16 protein-coding genes are annotated in these 18002 nt (G+C 40.1%); 9 read left to right on the top strand and 7 right to left on the bottom strand.

Annotation, left to right across the window (positions count from 1 at the left end; translation table 11 throughout):
- Position 1 precedes the first annotated feature (1 nt).
- Together F8B77_RS02530 and F8B77_RS02525 are read left to right on the top strand one after the other, a co-directional pair.
- On the top strand, positions 2-3154 hold the full coding sequence (locus tag F8B77_RS02530) for an efflux RND transporter permease subunit (RefSeq protein WP_151653411.1): 3153 nt from the start codon (positions 2-4) through the stop codon (positions 3152-3154).
- A gap of 157 nt (positions 3155-3311) precedes the next feature.
- Entirely contained in the window at positions 3312-4019 is a 708-nt protein-coding gene (locus F8B77_RS02525) for a GntR family transcriptional regulator (RefSeq protein WP_151653409.1), read from the top strand.
- Between the two features lie 27 nt (positions 4020-4046).
- Here the strand turns inward: F8B77_RS02525 and F8B77_RS02520 are convergent, their stop codons facing one another.
- Complete coding sequence (locus tag F8B77_RS02520; RefSeq protein ID WP_151653407.1) at positions 4047-5246, bottom strand: enolase C-terminal domain-like protein; 1200 nt, start codon at positions 5244-5246, stop codon at positions 4047-4049.
- A gap of 260 nt (positions 5247-5506) precedes the next feature.
- Between F8B77_RS02520 and F8B77_RS02515 the strand changes: the two genes are divergently transcribed.
- The 4 genes from F8B77_RS02515 to F8B77_RS02500 all read left to right on the top strand — a co-directional run bounded on the left by F8B77_RS02515 (position 5507) and on the right by F8B77_RS02500 (position 9614).
- Entirely contained in the window at positions 5507-6943 is a 1437-nt protein-coding gene (locus tag F8B77_RS02515) for a PTS transporter subunit EIIC (protein ID WP_151653405.1), read from the top strand.
- A 92-nt stretch (positions 6944-7035) separates the two neighbouring features.
- Entirely contained in the window at positions 7036-7980 is a 945-nt protein-coding gene (locus F8B77_RS02510; protein ID WP_151653403.1) for a sugar kinase, read from the top strand.
- A gap of 20 nt (positions 7981-8000) precedes the next feature.
- Positions 8001-8630: a bifunctional 4-hydroxy-2-oxoglutarate aldolase/2-dehydro-3-deoxy-phosphogluconate aldolase gene (locus F8B77_RS02505; RefSeq protein WP_151653401.1), complete on the top strand. Its 630-nt coding sequence runs from the start codon at positions 8001-8003 to the stop codon at positions 8628-8630.
- 186 nt (positions 8631-8816) lie between these two features.
- Positions 8817-9614 (top strand): Cof-type HAD-IIB family hydrolase, encoded by a 798-nt coding sequence (locus F8B77_RS02500; RefSeq protein ID WP_151653399.1) that lies wholly within the window; start codon positions 8817-8819, stop codon positions 9612-9614.
- 79 nt (positions 9615-9693) lie between these two features.
- On the opposite strand, the gene F8B77_RS02495 is transcribed toward F8B77_RS02500, so the two are convergent.
- From F8B77_RS02495 to F8B77_RS02485, 3 genes are all read right to left on the bottom strand, one after another.
- The gene (locus F8B77_RS02495; protein WP_244298172.1) at positions 9694-10764 is read right to left on the bottom strand and encodes a carbamate kinase; all 1071 of its coding nucleotides are present in this window, start codon (positions 10762-10764) and stop codon (positions 9694-9696) included.
- Positions 10765-11048: 284 nt separating this feature from the next.
- The gene (locus F8B77_RS02490; protein WP_151653397.1) at positions 11049-12584 is read right to left on the bottom strand and encodes a DHA2 family efflux MFS transporter permease subunit; all 1536 of its coding nucleotides are present in this window, start codon (positions 12582-12584) and stop codon (positions 11049-11051) included.
- A gap of 18 nt (positions 12585-12602) precedes the next feature.
- The gene (locus tag F8B77_RS02485) at positions 12603-13622 is read right to left on the bottom strand and encodes an HlyD family secretion protein (protein WP_151653395.1); all 1020 of its coding nucleotides are present in this window, start codon (positions 13620-13622) and stop codon (positions 12603-12605) included.
- A gap of 271 nt (positions 13623-13893) precedes the next feature.
- Between F8B77_RS02485 and F8B77_RS17460 the strand changes: the two genes are divergently transcribed.
- Together F8B77_RS17460 and F8B77_RS02480 are read left to right on the top strand one after the other, a co-directional pair.
- Positions 13894-14052 (top strand): hypothetical protein, encoded by a 159-nt coding sequence (locus tag F8B77_RS17460; RefSeq protein ID WP_167512738.1) that lies wholly within the window; start codon positions 13894-13896, stop codon positions 14050-14052.
- Positions 14053-14128: 76 nt separating this feature from the next.
- Complete coding sequence (locus tag F8B77_RS02480) at positions 14129-14467, top strand: cytosolic protein (RefSeq protein ID WP_151653393.1); 339 nt, start codon at positions 14129-14131, stop codon at positions 14465-14467.
- 97 nt (positions 14468-14564) lie between these two features.
- Here the strand turns inward: F8B77_RS02480 and F8B77_RS02475 are convergent, their stop codons facing one another.
- On the bottom strand, positions 14565-15002 hold the full coding sequence (locus F8B77_RS02475; RefSeq protein WP_167512737.1) for a PACE efflux transporter: 438 nt from the start codon (positions 15000-15002) through the stop codon (positions 14565-14567).
- Between the two features lie 139 nt (positions 15003-15141).
- Between F8B77_RS02475 and F8B77_RS02470 the strand changes: the two genes are divergently transcribed.
- Positions 15142-16041 (top strand): LysR family transcriptional regulator, encoded by a 900-nt coding sequence (locus tag F8B77_RS02470; protein WP_151653389.1) that lies wholly within the window; start codon positions 15142-15144, stop codon positions 16039-16041.
- A 35-nt stretch (positions 16042-16076) separates the two neighbouring features.
- Here F8B77_RS02470 and F8B77_RS02465 read toward each other — a convergent pair whose 3' ends face one another.
- Both F8B77_RS02465 and F8B77_RS02460 read right to left on the bottom strand, forming a co-directional pair.
- On the bottom strand, positions 16077-17504 hold the full coding sequence (locus F8B77_RS02465; protein WP_151653387.1) for an aspartate kinase: 1428 nt from the start codon (positions 17502-17504) through the stop codon (positions 16077-16079).
- 102 nt (positions 17505-17606) lie between these two features.
- The gene (locus tag F8B77_RS02460; RefSeq protein ID WP_130047052.1) at positions 17607-17993 is read right to left on the bottom strand and encodes an ectoine synthase; all 387 of its coding nucleotides are present in this window, start codon (positions 17991-17993) and stop codon (positions 17607-17609) included.
- Positions 17994-18002: the final 9 nt, after the last annotated feature.

The following is an 18002-nucleotide window of genomic DNA, read 5'->3' as shown; positions in this document are numbered from 1 at the left end:
TATGTTAAGTCGATTTTTTATACAGCGTCCAAAGTTTGCTCTGGTTATTTCTATTATTCTCACTCTTGCCGGAGCCATTTCTTTAGCGATTCTTCCTGTGGCGGAATACCCTAAAATTAGTCCACCTTCAGTAAGCGTTAATGCGTACTACACGGGGGCAAGTGCAGAGGTGGTTGAACAAGCCATTGCCGATCCGATAGAAACCTCGGTCAATGGGGTTGAGGATATGATTTATATGTCCTCAAAAAGTGCCAATGACGGGTCGTACTCTCTTAACGTTACCTTTGATGTGGGCACCGATCCTGACATGGCTCAGGTCAATGTTCAGAATCGGGTTGCGCAAATAGAATCTAAACTGCCACAAGAAGTTCGCATGGTAGGTGTGACGGTTAAAAAGCGCTCTCCTGATCTTTTAATGGTACTGAACTTCTACTCGCCTGATGGTAAGTATGATGACCAATTTTTAATTAACTATGTAAACCTAAACATTAAAGATCAGCTGGCTCGTGTCACGGGTATTAGTGAAGTTGGTGTACTTGGTGGTGGTGAATACGCAATGCGTGTTTGGCTCGATCCAGATAAAATGACCAACTTAGGGTTAACTACCTCTGATGTTCATGCCGCATTAGCTGAACAAAACGTACAAGTTGCGGCAGGTAAAATTGGTGCTGCGCCTTATGCCAGTGCGCAAGATGTGCAGTTTAACTTGGTGACAAAAGGGCGTTTAGAATCAGTTGAAGAGTTTGAAAACGTCGTACTTCGTGCAAATAACGACGGGTCATCAGTTTATCTAAAAGACATTGCGCGTGTTGAGTTAGGTAAGAAATTTTACGACGGTAATGGCCAATTTAGAGGAAAAGACGCCTCTATCGTAACGCTGTCTCTGCAATCGGATGCCAACGCATTAGAGAGTGGAAAAGCGGTAATGGAGATGCTTGAAAAGCTTAGTGCGACTTTCCCTGAAGGCTTGGCGTATGAAACCAGTTATGACACCACGCTGTTCGTTGCAGAATCCATTAAAGGGGTAGTAAAAACCTTAATTGAAGCGATTTTATTGGTAATCGCGGTAACGTATCTGTTCTTAGGCAGTGCGCGTGCAACGCTAATTCCAGTTGTTGCAATCCCAGTATCGTTAATTGGTACCTTTGCGGTCATGCTTATGACCGGGTTTACGATTAATACTGTAACCTTGTTTGGCCTTATCTTAGCCATTGGTATTGTAGTGGATGATGCCATTTTGGTTATCGAAAACGTCGATACCATTATGAAGCGTGATCCGTCATTAAGCCCAAGAAAAGCCACGTTAATCGCGATGAAAGAAGTAACAGGCCCAATCATTACCTCAACTTTAGTTCTGCTTGCGGTGTTTATTCCTGTTGCAATGCTTCCGGGTATTACTGGAATCATGTATCGCCAGTTCGCATTAACCATCTGTATTGCGGTAATTATCTCATCAATTAATGCGTTAACGCTTTCTCCTGCACTGTGTTCTTTGGTGCTAAAGCAAGGTGGAGATAATACGGCTCGTTGGTTTAAAGCCTTCAACCATGGTTTAGATAAAGTTACTAATAAATACGGTGAAATTGCGGGTTTCTTTGTTCGAAAAACAACGATCTTGATGGTATTTTTTGCTGTAGCGCTTGGCTCGGTGACTTACCTTGCGAAAAATACGTCAACGGCATTCGTTCCTCAAGAAGATAAAGGAATTTTGCTGGTTAACGTGCAGTTGCCTGATTCCGCATCACTTTCTCGTACTGAAGAAGTGTCAGCCAAAGTGCTTGAGATCTTGAATCAAGAGCAAGGGGTTGATGGCGTTACTATTGCTAATGGTTATGCGTTTTTAACAGGGGCGGCAGCTTCTAATGGCGCGTCATTGTTTGTGAAATTAAAGCCTTGGGATGTTCGTAATGACATGGAGGGAGATAACTCGTCATTCGCTATCACGAATCGTATCAATGGCCGTGCCGCAATGGAGTTACCAGAAGCGGTGATTTTCGCGATGGGTGCGCCAGCGGTACCCGGGATGGGAGCAGCTTCTGGTTTTGAGTTTGTGTTAGAAGATACGCTAGGTCGTAATCGTACGGATTTAGCGAATGTGATGAACCAAGTGATTCAAACTGCAAACCAGCAACCTGAAATTCAATACACATTCAGTACATTCCGTGCCAACGTTCCGCATTACTATGTGGATATTGACCGTGAAAAAGCCAAACAACTTGGGGTATCACTTGGTTCTATTTTCCAAACGCTGCAAGGTAATTTGGGTTCGATGTACGTGAATGATTTTACCATGTTTGGTAAGAACTTCCGTGTCACTATGCAAGCTGATGGGCAGTACCGTAGCAGTATGGATGATTTGGATAAATTTCACGTGCGTGCAAGCTCGGGTCAAATGGTGCCACTAAGCACATTAGTGACTTATGACACGGTATTTGAACCCGATGTAGCGTGGCGTTACAACATGTATCGTTCAGCCGTTATTCAAGGTCAACCTGCCGCAGGCTATTCGAGTGGTGATGCGATTGCTGCGATGGAACGTGTTGCCGCTGAGGTGCTTCCTCACGGCTACCAATACGAGTGGACAGGCATGGCTTACCAAGAAGTGAAAGCGGGTAACCAAGCGATTTATGCGTTTGCTCTAGCGCTGATCTTTATCTATCTATTTATGGTGGCACAGTACGAGAGTTGGAGTATCCCTCTGGCGATTATCCTTGTGGTTCCTGTGGCGACATTAGGCTCCTTTGTGGCCTTAAATTTAGCAGGAATGCCATTGAATCTATACGCTCAAATTGGTTTGGTTCTCTTAATCGCGCTGGCCGCAAAAAATGCCATCTTGATTGTAGAGTTTGCGAAAAACGAGCGTGAAGAGAAAGAGACAGATTTGGATAACGCATCAGTAAATGGCGGTCGTTTACGATTCCGCGCGGTAAACATGACATCGTGGTCATTCATCTTAGGTATTTTGCCATTGGTGTTTGCATCAGGAGCGGGTTACATCAGCCAAAACTCTCTGGGTGTGTCACTGATTGGCGGCTTACTGTGCGTGTTATTGGTCGGTACGCTACTTATCCCTGGTTTCTATGCCATGGTGCAACGCCGTCGTGAGAAACTGCACGGCGGAAGTACCAAGCTTGTTCACATTGATGATGAGTAATACCAATCGTAGTAAATAACTGAGTGAGTTATTAAACCAAAAGGGGCCTTCGTGGCTCCTTTTTTATGCCTCTGATTTGAGTGTGATTCATATCGGTGCTAACTATTATTGATGTTATACTTATTACGTGAGTTACAACCATATATGATGGAATTGTATGAAAAAATATGAATTAGTGGTTCAAGATATTATTAGTAAAATTTGCCAAAATAGTATTAGTCATAAGTTACCTCCAGAAAGGGATCTCTCTGAGCTGTATGGTTTGTCTCGATTCACGATTCGAAAGGCTCTGGCAAAATTAGAAGCGATTGGGATTGTAAAAGTTAAATTAGGTTCAGGGTATTTTGTTAATACGTCAGTAATGGGAACGCCATTAATTTATAATTCCATTACTGAAAATAGTTTTGATGAAATGTCATATAAGAAAATAAAGCTGAATAAAACATTGCCCGATCAGCATGATAAGCAAATCTTTTCAATTAGTGATGATGATTATATATGGCATATAAGAAGATTAAGATTAATTCATAATAAAGTAATTCAAATTGAAGAGGCTAAAATTCCGGTTAGATTATTTCCGGAAATGAATGAGCAAATTATTGAGAGCTCGATTCAAAAGCATGCATTAGCGATAGGTTTGGATATAGATAGTTATTTAACCAGTTACCAAGCGATCAGTGTATCAAGGGAAGATTCAGAGCTTCTTGATTGTAAAAAAAATACAGCAGCAATGAATATTACGAATCGTGGTTTTTTAAAAAATGGCGAGTTATTCATCGTCAGTAATATTATAGATATCAATTATCAATGTACGTATCACACTCCATTTAACAATGAGAGTATTGATTATCGAGATAAAAAATAGCCGCTCAGTTATAAGCGGCTATCGTTTTTAAGGAGTATGAATGGACCCATCAGGGAGCCTGCTTTGAGTCCATTCATGGGGACGATACATTACAGGGAATTCAGCCGCAGCTTCTCTATTGATTTCGACACCAATCCCAGTAGTTTCCGATGCGTAAAGATAACCATTAATCGGCTCTGCAGCATTAGGGAAAACACGCTTGGTGTTCTCGTTATATTCAACATGCTCTTGAATCGCCGCATTATGTAAATGTACGTTTAAGTGCGTATTTACAGCAGCACCAATAGGTGTCATATCTGGTGGGCAATGCCAAGCCAGACGAACCCCAAAGGTTTGGCATAAGTGAGCAAGTTTTAGAGCAGGAGTGATCCCACCAATTTGCGAAACATGACAACGAATAAAATCAATTCGTCGATTAATGATTAATGCTTTCCACTCTTCAGGGTTATTAAATAGCTCACCTAATCCTAATGAAACCGAGGATTGGCTTCTGATATTATCCAACCATTCAGTTTGGTTGGGCGGTAAAATATCTTCAATGAAATATGGCTTAAACTGCTCGACCTCTTTTGCAAATTGAATGGCTTGATTAGGGAATAAGCGTTCATGAACATCATGCAAAATGTGGAATGTATTACCGTATTTTTCTCTCAAAAGTCGGAACATGGTTAAGGTATTATCCATGTACTGATCTTGATCGTAGTATGAGCCTTCTGTTGGGTTTTGCGCTGTGTTTAACTGGCTTGGAACACCACCATAAAAGCCTAATTGGCAACGTATATGCTTGTAACCTTTATTTAGAAATGAGTCGACCAAGTCATAAATGCCTTCCATTGTATCGCTGGTTGCATGGGTGTATACAGGGATCGCATCTCTTGATTTTCCACCAAATAATTGATGTAAAGGCATGCCTGCTAATTTTGCTTTAATATCCCACAACGCCATGTCTACACCAGAAATGGCATTATTAATAACAGGTCCATTACGCCAATACGCGTTAACCATCATCATTTGCCAAATATCTTCAATATTATTCGCATCTTTACCGATAAGAAGTGGTTTGAGATATTCGTCAACCATAGTTTTTACCGCTAATGGTCGCTGCTGAAAAGTCGCACAACCAAAACCAGTTACTCCATGATCAGTTTCAACGACAACAGTAATTAAGTTATGTCGGTCTGGCTTTGTAATTATACAATCGATATTGGTGATGATGGTTTTTTTCACAATTAAACAACCTAAATTAATAATAACTTCTATTATATAACCGTGTTAAAAGTAACATTTCAAGCCCTAATTTTGGGGTGAAAATAATTGGTCTGAAAAGGTTTTTTAATTGATTAATAAAACAGACCAATCCTGAAAAAAGGCCGAAAAAATAATTTTACTGAGTTTAAATGTGAGATAACTCTCTTTTTATAGAGTTGGATTAATATGGGTTGTCGTTATGATATCTCCAACTTAGTCATTTCCAAAACAGGTATGTTATGCAAAGCATTGACACAAATAACGAGATCCCAAAAGGTATAGACTCGACATCTAAAGAACTCAGCTTTGAGGATAACTTACAGTTATTAATTAAAGCTCTTGGCAGTGAAAATAATATAAATAGTACGACTCACTGCATGACTCGCTTACGGTTTAAGTTAGTGGATGAGTCGCTTGTTAATCAAGATGAAATCAAAAAAATAAAAGGCGTAAAAGGGGTTGTTTTACAACAAGGGCAAACTCAAGTCATTATCGGGGTTGAGGTTGAAAAATGGTATAACGCGATTTCAAATACATCGATGAACACGAGCTCTCCTGGGGTAGATACCATAGAGAAAGGTAAGTTATTTCAAGGTGTCATGCGAATTGTTGCGGGTATCTTCGGCCCAGTAGTTCCTGCGATTGCAGGTGCAGGTATGTTGATGGGCCTGCTTTCTGGTCTTATTGCAACCAATGTGATTTCTGAGTCCTCAGATACGGTGTATTTTTTCCGTTCTATCTCTGTTGCTGTATTTTTCTTTTTACCTATGTTGGTTTCATTCTCAGCAGCGAAGGTGTTTAAAGTTAATGAATACATTGCACTGGCTGTTTCATCAGCAATGCTTGCGCCTAAATTAATTGAGAAAGCAGCGCAGCTAAAAGATGTTGGTGCAGTGCCTGAGTTAACGGTACTTGGCGTTGTTCCTATTGAGCTATTAAATTACGGCGGTGCCATTGTCCCTGCAATATTGGCTATTTGGGTGTTGTCGAAAGTAACGCCTTTAGTTGATAAGTTGGTTCCTTCATCAGCAAAACCTGTATTTACGCCACTTTTAGCCTTTACAGTAACTTCGACTATTACGCTATCATTTGTAGGCCCTGCAGGTATTTGGTTGAGTAATGGCGCGGGATGGGTAGTTGGTTCATTACTTGAGATATCTCCAACGTTAACAGGTTTTGTCTTTGGTCTAACTCGCCCAATTACTATTGTATTTGGTATTCACCACAGTATGACGCCAATCAGTTTAAATAATTTTGCGCTATACGGAAAAGATTTATTAATGCCTATCATGTGCTTAGGTAATTTAGCGATTGCTGGTGCAACCATGGCAGTGTGGCATAAGCAACGTAAATACGTATCTAAAGAAGAGTCATCAATCACATTAGGTTCGGGGGTTACTGCAATTCTAGGTATTACAGAACCTGCGTTATTTGGTGTTCTGACTAAGTATACGAAAGCGTTAATGACAGCAAGTTTAGCTGCCGGCGTATTTGGTGCTATATCAGTTACCATTGATACTCATTTAAACAGCTACATATTATCGTCTGTATTCAGTTTACCTGCGTATCTATCAGGCGGAACACAAAACTTTATTCAAGCGATTTTGGGCGTGTGTGGTGTGTTTGTTCTCTCTTATATTCTAACGTTATTATTCGTTAAACTTGATGATAAATAACCTCTTTTAGTTAGTCATATAAGTGAGCCGTTAATTGCTAGCAAATAATGGCTCACTTTCATTTTTAAGTCGTAACATTAAAGGAAATATATATGAGTCACATCGCTATTATTGGTGAATGTATGATCGAATTAAATGGCGACCCCTTTGGACAAATGCAACAGAGTTACGGTGGGGATACCTTAAATGCTGCAATATATTTAAATCGAAGCCTATCAAGATCATCGGAAGAAACTCATGCAGTTCAAACCAGTTATGTTACTTCTTTAGGAACTGATGCCATTAGCCAAGAGATAATGAAACGCTGGAAAGAGGAAGGAATATCAACGGATTTTACTCTTCAAGACTCTCATCGTTCTCCTGGTCTTTATTTGATACAAGTGGATGAGCAAGGTGAGCGAACATTTTTGTATTGGCGTAATGACTCCGCTGCACGTTATATGCTTCAGCACCCTGATTTTGGAAAAATTCGTAAGAACCTTGAGAGAGTTGATGCCATTTTTATTAGTGGTATAAGTTTGGCTATTTTACCTGATGAAGATCGATGCATGTTATTAGGCTTGTTAAATGACCTACATCAACAAGGGATTACGATTATTTTTGATAGTAATTATCGACCAAAATTATGGGATTCAGAAATAAAAACAAAAGAGGCCTATCAGCAAGCGTATCAAACGACTGATGTCGCATTGGTGACATATGAAGATGAACAGCTTTTATGGGCAGACCAAGATCCGACACAAACGATTCTAAGGCTTCATCAATTAGGAGTGAAAACCGTTGTTGTAAAATTGGGTGCTAAAGGCTGCCTGATGAGCGAAAGCCCAGATCATCAGCCAACATTAATCGCAACGAAACAAGTCGAAACGGTTGTAGATACCACTTCTGCAGGGGATTCATTTAATGGTGGATTCTTATCTTGTTACCTTACTGGCGGCTCAGTGTTTGAAGCGTGTCGTCGAGGTAATGCATTAGCTGGCCTTGTTATTCAACATCATGGGGCAATTATCCCTAAACACATTACAGATACACTTTAATATCAGAGTAGGAATATAAAATGTCGACAATTAATGAACAACTTCAATCGCTAAAAGTCATTCCAGTTATCGCATTGGATAATGCTCAAGATATTATTCCATTAGGTAAGGTGTTATCCGATAATGGACTTCCTGCGGCTGAAATTACTTTTCGCTCAGATGCAGCAGTAGAAGCTATTCGTCTTTTAAAGCAATCACAGCCTCACATGCTGATTGGCGCTGGAACGGTTTTAAATGGTGAGCAAGCACTTGCAGCAAAAGAGGCTGGAGCAAGCTTCGTTGTGTCTCCTGGTTTCAATCCAAATACAGTTAAAGCATGCCAAGAAATTGGGATTGATATTGTTCCTGGTGTAAATAACCCAAGTACAGTAGAGGCGGCATTAGAAATGGGGTTAACTACGCTGAAGTTTTTCCCGGCAGAAGCGTCTGGTGGTCTTAATATGGTTAAATCTTTAGTTGGTCCTTATGGTGATATTCGACTAATGCCAACCGGTGGAATTACCGCATCAAATATTCAGGATTATTTGGCTATTCCTCAAGTATTAGCTTGTGGTGGCACATGGATGGTAGATAAGAAACTAATCGAAAATAAAGACTGGGATACCATTGCGCGATTAACAAGAGAAATTGTTGAGCAAGTAAAAAGCTAATTTAATTTTAGTTCACCACTATCAAAAGGGGCCTTCGTGGCTCCTTTTTTATTTACAAAAAGAGTGATATTAACCTCTCATTTTGAACGCGAGTGGTTCGGTTCCCATAATGCTAAGGTATATACTCTTTTGTCATTATCTCGCCTCAGCGCATTCTATTGTTCAATTTATTCTGAGTATTAATCAATGCAAAAACATAACGTAAAATTTATTGCTACCGATATGGATGGCACATTACTTAATGAGCACAGCCAGTTAGACCCACGTTTTTTCGAATTGTATAAGCAACTAGAAGACAAAGGCATCATGTTTGCCGCGGCGTCTGGACGTCAGTACTACAGCTTATTAGAAACCTTTGAGCCAGTGAAAGATAGCATGATGTTCATTGCTGAAAATGGCACGTTAGTGATGCATAAAGGCCAAGAGCTTTACAGTTGCACGATAGATACACCATCAATCAAAAACATTATTCAAACCGCGCGTTCTATAGATGGAGCACACATTGTATTGTGCGGAAAACAATCCGCTTACATTGAAACTCAAGACCCACAAGCATTAGCCGAGTTCTCTAAATATTATCAGCGTTGCCAATACGTAGAAGATTTATTAGCAATTGATGATGAGTTCATTAAAGTCGCTCTTTGTCATTTTGATGGTTCAGCAGAGCATATTAATCCGGTAATAAATGCAGAGTTTGGTCATACACATCAAGTGGTGGTTAGCGCTAAGATCTGGCTCGATGTAATGAATGCGGTTGCCTCTAAAGGGGCGGCGATCAAGCATCTTCAAAACACGCTTGGCTTTAGTTTTGAAGAGACAATGAGTTTTGGTGATTACTTAAATGATTTAGAAATGCTACAAGAGAGCTACTATTCTTACGCGATGGAAAACGCACATCAGCAGGTGAAAGACACAGCACGCTTTATCGCGCCAAGTAACAAAGACGCTGGCGTGTTTACGGTGATTAAAGAGCAAGTGTTATAAGCGTTTACTTATCGCACACTCGATATTAAAAAGCCCTAACAACGCGTTAGGGCTTTTGTTTTCTAGGGGAATAAAACCGTTAAGCTAGGGCTAATTCACCATCATTCTGTTGATGAGAAATAGAATCATCATAGAACTTATTTTTTACAATTTTTGTACCTGCGGTGCCATTAAGAGCATCTAAAGCCAAATGCAAATCGGTAATGATACCAATTGAAATATCGACATTTTCAACATAGTTGATCATCGCATCAATTTTTGGCTGCATAGAGCCTTTATCAAACGCATAACCTTTTAATTCTTCGGTTGTCGCAATGTCTAATTTGATTTGGTTTGGCTTACCGTAATGGAAGAATACCCCATCACCATCGGTCAAAATTAAGAAAAAGTCGGCGGAAATTTGTTGAGAAAGTAACGATGCCGTTGAGTCTTTATCAATAACACAATCAATATTTGAAGTGATGCCATTCTCATCAGTACAAATAGGAATGCCGCCACCGCCACAACAAATAACGATGTTATCGTGCTGCAAAGCTAATGAAATCAATTCACTTTCACGAATATTTTTAGGAGCAGGAGAGGCAACAACGCGTCTATAGTAGTCACCATCTTGGTGAATAGACCAATCAAACTCTTCAGCAAGAGCTTTAGCTTCTGCTTCTGAATAGACTTGACCAATAAATTTCATCGGTTCGTTAAATGCAGGGTCGGCTTTATCGACATCTACATGAGTAAGAATTGTTGATACGTTACAATCAACGCGGTTACGCAATTCTTGTGCAAGCATGGTTGCTATCATCCCTTGGGACTCGGCAACTAAACAGCTAAGAGGATAAGAAGGAACAGCATCAAAGGCATCATTTTGTTGGCTTAATAAACCAACTTGTGGACCATTTCCATGAACAATAGCAATACGGTAATCTTCACTTAATTTAGCAATCGATTCTGCCGCTACCTTTACGTTTTCAAGTTGATTTTCATAAGAAAGAACCTGACCACGACGCAATAGTGCATTGCCGCCTAGGGCAATAACAATTGTTGGTTTCATTGTTGTACTACTCATTTTAAATTTTCTCAATGCCACATCAGTGCTGTGATCACCAAATAGAGATTCATTTTTCTCTGTATTTAGCCAGCGTTTATTTATCACAAATCTACCGTATTCAGCACCTCCTTATTTAGAAATCAAAGGGTGCGAAGACATAGACTGGACATTGAGCGGGGATTCTATACTGGAAATATCAGCAACGCACCGTATTTATTTTATAAATAGATAATATATGTAAGTAGGTGTTTCTTTGTATATAGCTTATTATATGATGTTAAATTAGTGTAATAAACTAAATCGAGTACCTCTGGAGAGGGATATTCTATTGTGTTTTTAGCTCTGATAAGGGGAATGCCATAAGTCAGTGGCAACTTATGGCATTTTTATTATTGATTATTGGCGAGTTGTTTTTTCTTAAACAAGGCAATAAATGGGATCAAAAATAAATACGAGGCGAGTATAAATCCAAACGTAGATACGAACGCCATCATTGTCGACTGCTGATGTAGCAATGATTGGATTTGTGCTAAAAATGTAGGATCAGTAATATGATGCCCTTGAGTATGGGCAGCTTGTTGAAGAACCGGATTACTTAGCGTTAAATCTCCCCCTAACGAATTCCACTCTTTTTGCTCCATGCGACTGAAGTAGGTATTCACAATAGAGATACCAAAGGATCCTCCAATGGTACGGAATAAGTTAAATACAACGGCGCCACTAACAGCATCTTGTTTCGATAGCGTAGAGTAAGCTAATTGACTTAATGGTGAAAACACCAATCCCATGCCTGCACCTTGAATAATACTTGGAAGCAAGATCCAGTACATATCTATATTTAGTGAGTATTTTATCATTAAATAAGTACCGTAAGCATTGAGCAGTAAGCCAATTACAATCAATACTTTCGCATTAAGTTTATCCATGTAACCTGCGAGCATGACCAATACAATGGCAGAGGTTAACCCGCGTGGTGCCATAGCAAGACCTGTCGTATCAACAGGGTAGTTTAATAATTGCTCTAACATCATTGGTTGCAATTGGGTAATACCAAACATCCCCATAGCAAAAGCGCCCATGACTAAGCACGACACGGCTAAATTACGATCTTTTAATAACCATACGGGAGCAATATCCCCTTTGATTTTGAATGAACGGCGAACAAAATAAGCAATAGAAATAGCACTAATGATTGAAGAGAATAAAATCAAATTAGAGCTAAACCAGCCTTTTTCATTCCCTTGATCAAGCACCATTTGCAGTAACCCAATCCCGATAGTCATACCAATTACGATTGGCCAGTCGATCTTTGTTGGGCCTTTATTTTCAATCTTCACATAAAAGAAAATAAGAGATAAACAGATAAGGCCAACAGGAAGATTGACATAAAATATCCATCGCCAATCCATATTTTCAGTAATGATCCCCCCTAATGTCGGCCCTAAAATTGGACCAAGTAATACCCCAACGCTAAACAAAGCCATCGCTTTACCACGTTGTTCAGGAGGATAAATTTGGACCATAATCGATTGAGATAATGGGATCACCGAGGCACCAAAAGCCCCCTGCATGATCCGAAAGGTCACCATTTCGGCCAATGAGTCGGCTTGACCACATAATGCAGAGGTAATGATAAAACCAGAAACAGAGATCAATAACAGCTTTCTAACGCCAAACTTTAGAGATAAAAAACTGGCCAAAGGAATGAAGATAGCCTCAGCCATTGAGTAGGAAGTTAGCACCCAAGTGACTTGCTCTGATGTTACCCCTAATGCTCCCATCATATGGGGAAGGGCAACATTAGCGATAGTCATATCAAGCAATACCATAATGGCTGAAAGCATAACAGCAAGAGTAACTAAGGTACGCTTAGAATCAGCCCCATCACTTATGTTGCTATCTGTCGGTGTAATGACATGAGACATGATAATTTCCCTTTCCGATTATTTTTCTAGAGGCGCTAATGTATCAACCGTTACTGATGCACTAGCCCCTACTCGTAAAGGAAATTTCAGTTTATTTTGATTATTATCTAGTTTTATACGAATAGGAAAACGTTGCGGTACTTTTACCCAGTTTCCTGTTGCGTTTTCAGGTGGCAGTAATGAAAACGAAGCGCCGCTGGCAGGAGAGATCGCTTCAATCACACCAACGTATTGCACGTCAGGGTAAAGATCTAAGGTGATGGTTACTTTCATACCTTTTGTTACTCGTCCTAAATGAGTCTCTTTAAAGTTTGCTTGAACCCAATAAGAGTTTGCTTCTACTAAAGGGGCTAATGCTTGTCCGGGAACCACGACACTACCAGGATGAACTTGAACTTTACCAAGCGTACCATCGTGATCTGCAAATATATTTGTGTAAGACAATGATAAGCTCGCTTGGCTTAACGCTGCTGCGGCCTTTTTTACTTCAGGAGATGCATCGCCTTTGGCACCTTGAGATTTGATGAGTTGAGACATCCGTGCTCTCGTTGCGGTGACATTGCTTTCTGCGGATGATAATTTCTGACGAGCATCGTCTAAACCTTGCTTTGGAAGTAAGCTTTTTTCGGATAATTCTTTAATTCGTTTGTAGGATATTTGAGCATCGCTAAGGGTTGCTATGGCACTTTTTACATCTGCACTGGCGGCTAATATTGCATCGTCTGTGGCTGCGTTATTTGATGTTGCCATCTCATAGCCCGCTTTTGCTTCATCGAGCTTTGCTTGGTATGGAGCAGGGTCAATCTGCACTAATAAATCGCCCTTACTTACAGAAGCATAATCAGTGGCATTACTGGTGATTATTTTTCCACTGACTTGTGGTGCTATATACACAATATTAGCATGAACATAAGCATCATCTGTACTTGGAAATTGTTCTTGATGCTTAACGTAAAAGTATCCGGCAGCAATTAGTCCAACGGCAATACATCCAATCGCCAGTAGATTTCGTACTAAATGTGTTTTTTTATCGTTCATTTTCAATCCTAGCTTACTGTGTTTTTGAATAAAAAATAAATAAAATGACTTGTTAGCTAACTGTAGTCTATATGTAAGTCATAGTCAGCCTTAGAGGAAAAGAATATCAAGTTATTTAATAATAAAGAGTTAAGCGTCGCTTTTGATATGTGAATAGTCAGGTATAGCGGCGCTTTAACACTTTTGAGTATTGAAGTGGCTATATGATTAGGGTTTTCATGCGTAAGTTATTGATATAAAGATATTTAAATAATCAGGTGGCTCATGGGAAATGAAGCAAGTTGAGGGTGCTGATCACGCAGTTAAATTTTGGCTTGGTGTAGTAGACACCTACACCACTGAGAATAATATTAAACAAGGATACCAAGATGACATATTAGATGACTCACAATGGAGTATGGTGATAAGGCAGCGTTTTAGTCACGAGTAAGGTTAACCATTAAATATTTACTACGTTCTCCCCTAATAGTGATAAAATCTCCGCACCAGAATAACCGAGAAACTCTATGTTTATCCATCATGTTAACGATATCGACTGGCTGGTGATTACCGCTTTTGAAGAACTGAAAACGATGTTTATCGAAGAAGCCGGTGCGATCCCCTCTTGTTTCTCTACTGCCAGCGAATTGAGCCTGATTGATCAAGCCAAGCGCACTTATGGGTATTTGCCTACATTCACTGGTGTCATTACCGATACAGGTACATTTCAAAGTCAGGATAACGAAGAAGATTTGCTCCCACAGCTTGCTTGCCTAGTTGAGGGGCGTGGTCGGGTGTTTATCTATCACGGTGGTTTTGTGGCTTTTGTGGATGACGAGCAAACCTTTATCACTCGAATGGATTGAAAATTATTCAGTACCGATACCGAGTAACTAAAAAAATAATCAACCCGCCAATCTGCGGGTTGTTTACTATCTGGGTCTCTATATTATATCTCATGCATCACGCAGCGACCGACTCATCTCTCGCCATTCTTCTCACCAATACTGCTCTTACATTGTCGTATACCCAGTTAAAGGTGAATGCGTAAATGGTGATAAAAATAGTCACGCCGATATCCATCATAAAGGCTTCCCAGATGCCTACGTTTAATAAGTAAGCCATCACAGGTACAGTTACGAATAGTAACCCTAATTCAAACAATACAACGTGGAAGATGCGTAATGAAAGGGTGCGTTGTGTTTTCTCGCCAGTGAAGAATTGATCGAAAATCCAATTATAAATAAAGTTCCAGATCATCGCGATAGTGGCAACGACTATCATGGTTCCTGATAGGGCAGTAATATCGTGATTAGTAAAAATAGCTAACCCAAGAATAGATAGAGATACCGCTAATACCTCAAATAATACAGCGTGGAAAATACGTTCAGTTGTTTTCATAGCGATGACTCTTAATGATTATTGATACATTTAAAAATAATGAATCAGCGATTATAGAGAGCGAATAAAAGAGATAAAGTTAACAGCCATCACAAATCGTGATAGCTTGGGTGTTTAATCCAATGACTAAGCCAATGCCATGTACAGTTTTGAGCAATTAAAAATCTTTGTCACCGTGTGTGAGTGCGGTTCATTCTCTGCCGCTGCTCGTCAGTTAAAACGCGCTCAATCAGGTGTAAGTCAGGCCATTGCCAATTTAGAGATCGCCATTAACCAAGAACTGTTTAATCGTGAGAAGAACACACCAGTGCTGACAGAGAAAGGCAGAGCGTTATTGCCGATTGCCCAATCTATTTTGCATCAACAAAAGTACTTTGATCAAAAAGTTGAATCGTTAGAAAGAGAGCACGAATATGAGTTAGTCATCGCCATTGATGAGAGCTTAATGAATGACGATGTATTACAAATATTGGCGGCCTTGGCAGATAAGTTTCCTGTGACGGATTTTGAGATCATCACAACCTCAACTTTTGATGTTGAAGAGTTAGTAAAAAAAGGCAAAGCTCAAGTCGGGATTGTCTATGCAGATGGCGAGCTAAAAGTAGACATGGATTTCTTTACTCTAGGTCATGTGCGCTTTCTGACGGTAGTGTCTCCAGAGCATGAGCTAGCCAGTTTGCCTGTCGTGAATGATGCAGCATTGAAAGGGCACAGACAGTTAGTGCATCGCAGCTCAAAGCGTAAAGAGTTATGGTTCAGCTATGGGATAAGCTCAAAGTTGTGGTACGCAAATACGCATCAAACCTTGATGGATCTCGCTTGTAAAGGGGTTGGCTGGGCAATAGTACCAGAGCATAGTGTTGCAAGCTTACTGGAGCAGAATAAACTGGTGGCGTTGCCGATTGCGCATGAATTTGATGGATGGTTTACTCCTATGGGTTGTTTGGTATCGCGCAGTCATGTTTTTGGCCCTGTATTAGAAGAGTTATTGTCCTCTTTACAAATGATTAGTCAAAAAAAACCGCCAGCTCATCATTAATGAACTAACGGTTTATTTACACTGTAAAACGGAATTTAAGCGACTTGTTCATTTTTTACTTGTGTGGTGGCTATATCTTCACAAAACTCGTGGTGTAGCGCTCGAATAGCGTTTTGATAGTCTTGATCGCTTACTACAAATTGCACGTTTACGTTACGCATAGAAGCGTGTAGGGCTACAGGGGTGACGTCATTATTCATCAATGATAAAACCCCTTTTGCTAATGCTTTGTTGGTATCAATCTGAGAGCCAATCACCGAAATTAATGCCACCATACGACCTTTAATAGAGGCGTTTGGATAGCGTTTTTCTGCTTTGTATAACAACTTATTCAGGTTTTCAGTGCTACCGCCAAGATAATAAGTGATTGAATTTGCATTCATTTCTTTACCAATTAAACTCACTTGTGCGTCTGATATAATTTCCATTAACTCATAACCGACATTATCCACTTGGCCGACCATTGCTTGATCAAACAGATGTAAGGCAAACACTTTTTCTTTACCTGCAATGATCTCTACTTTGTTGGTTTCTGGTTGGTAATCTGATGAGATCAATGTGCCTTTGTGCTCTGGCTCAAACGTATTTTTAATCTGAATTTCAATGTCGCTCTCACGAAGCCCTGCCGCTGCATTAGGGTGAATAGCTTCCATTCCTAAGCTTGCTAATTGATCAGCAACATCGTAATTGGTACGTCCAATCGGGAATACCTTATCTGTGCCAACAACACGCGGATCAGCTGAGCTTAAGTGATATTCTTTATGGATAATCGCCAAATCAGCATGAGTAAGTGACGCGATGCGACTAAAGGTCATTTCACTGTAACCACGATCGTATGTGCCCATTAAGCCTTCTTTGCAATAGGCATAGCCAGTAACAATTGGCAGCTCTGTGGTGACATCTATATCTTTAAATACATCAGTGATGGTTTCATCTAATGTTCTCGGAGTTTGGTTATCCCAACCAGAGAGATCGACGAACTTCGCGTTAATTCCAACGGTTTTTAGCTTTAATGCCGTGTTAAAGGCACTGTGAGCTTCACCAATAGAAGATAGAAATTCACGCACTTGAGGTAAATAACGACGCAGTGAAAACTGGCCGTATTGACAGGTTTCAAGAATATTAGAAATACAGGTTTTGGCTTCATCAATTCGTGAGCAAATGAACTTATCTGCTCTTAAACGATTTAAAGGATCAATAAAGAGGTGTTCATTGGTTAATAGCATACGATTTTTCACATACTCTAATGCTTCATCCCAGCTATCGTCGCGCTTAGCGATAAGTTTATAAACACCAGGTTTGCCTGTCTTTTTGCACTCAAGTAATGAATCGGTAATGCCACCATAGGCAGAAACCACAAAAACGCGATTATATGGATTCTGAGGGCGAAGAAAGATGTTGTCTAAAACGGCGTCAAACGCAGTCATAGAAGTACCGCCGATTTTTTCTACGGTATAAGTCATGGGTAAATCCTTTTTGACTTTGAGAGGGAGAATCCACTAGAGTCACCTTGAACCCAAGTGGATTTACTACTAACTTAAATAAGCACTAGGGGGAATGAGTGTTTAATCTAAGATAGGGTAGACACCGTTTTCATCATGAACTTCGGCACCTGTGATTGGTGGATTGAACACGCACGCCATCACCATTTCTTTATCTTTATAAGCACGCAAGTAGTGTTCATCATGCTTATCAAGAATGTACAAGGTGCCCGGTTTGATTGGGTAGGTTTTACCGCCAATGACTTCAATTTCACCTTCGCCACTCATGCAATAGACTGACTCTAGGTGGTTTTTGTAGTGAATATGCGTTTCTGTATCTTGGTAAATTGTGGTGATGTGGAAAGAGAAGCCCATGTTGTCGTCTTTCAACAACATTCTTACGCTTTCCCATGTTTCTGATGCTACGCGTCGTTCGCTATCACGACATTCGTCTAGTGTTCTAACAATCATTGTATCGTC

The organism is Aliivibrio finisterrensis (genome assembly GCF_008933155.1).
Lineage (GTDB): Bacteria > Pseudomonadota > Gammaproteobacteria > Enterobacterales > Vibrionaceae > Aliivibrio > Aliivibrio finisterrensis.
This window is presented reverse-complemented; position numbering and strand designations above follow the sequence as displayed.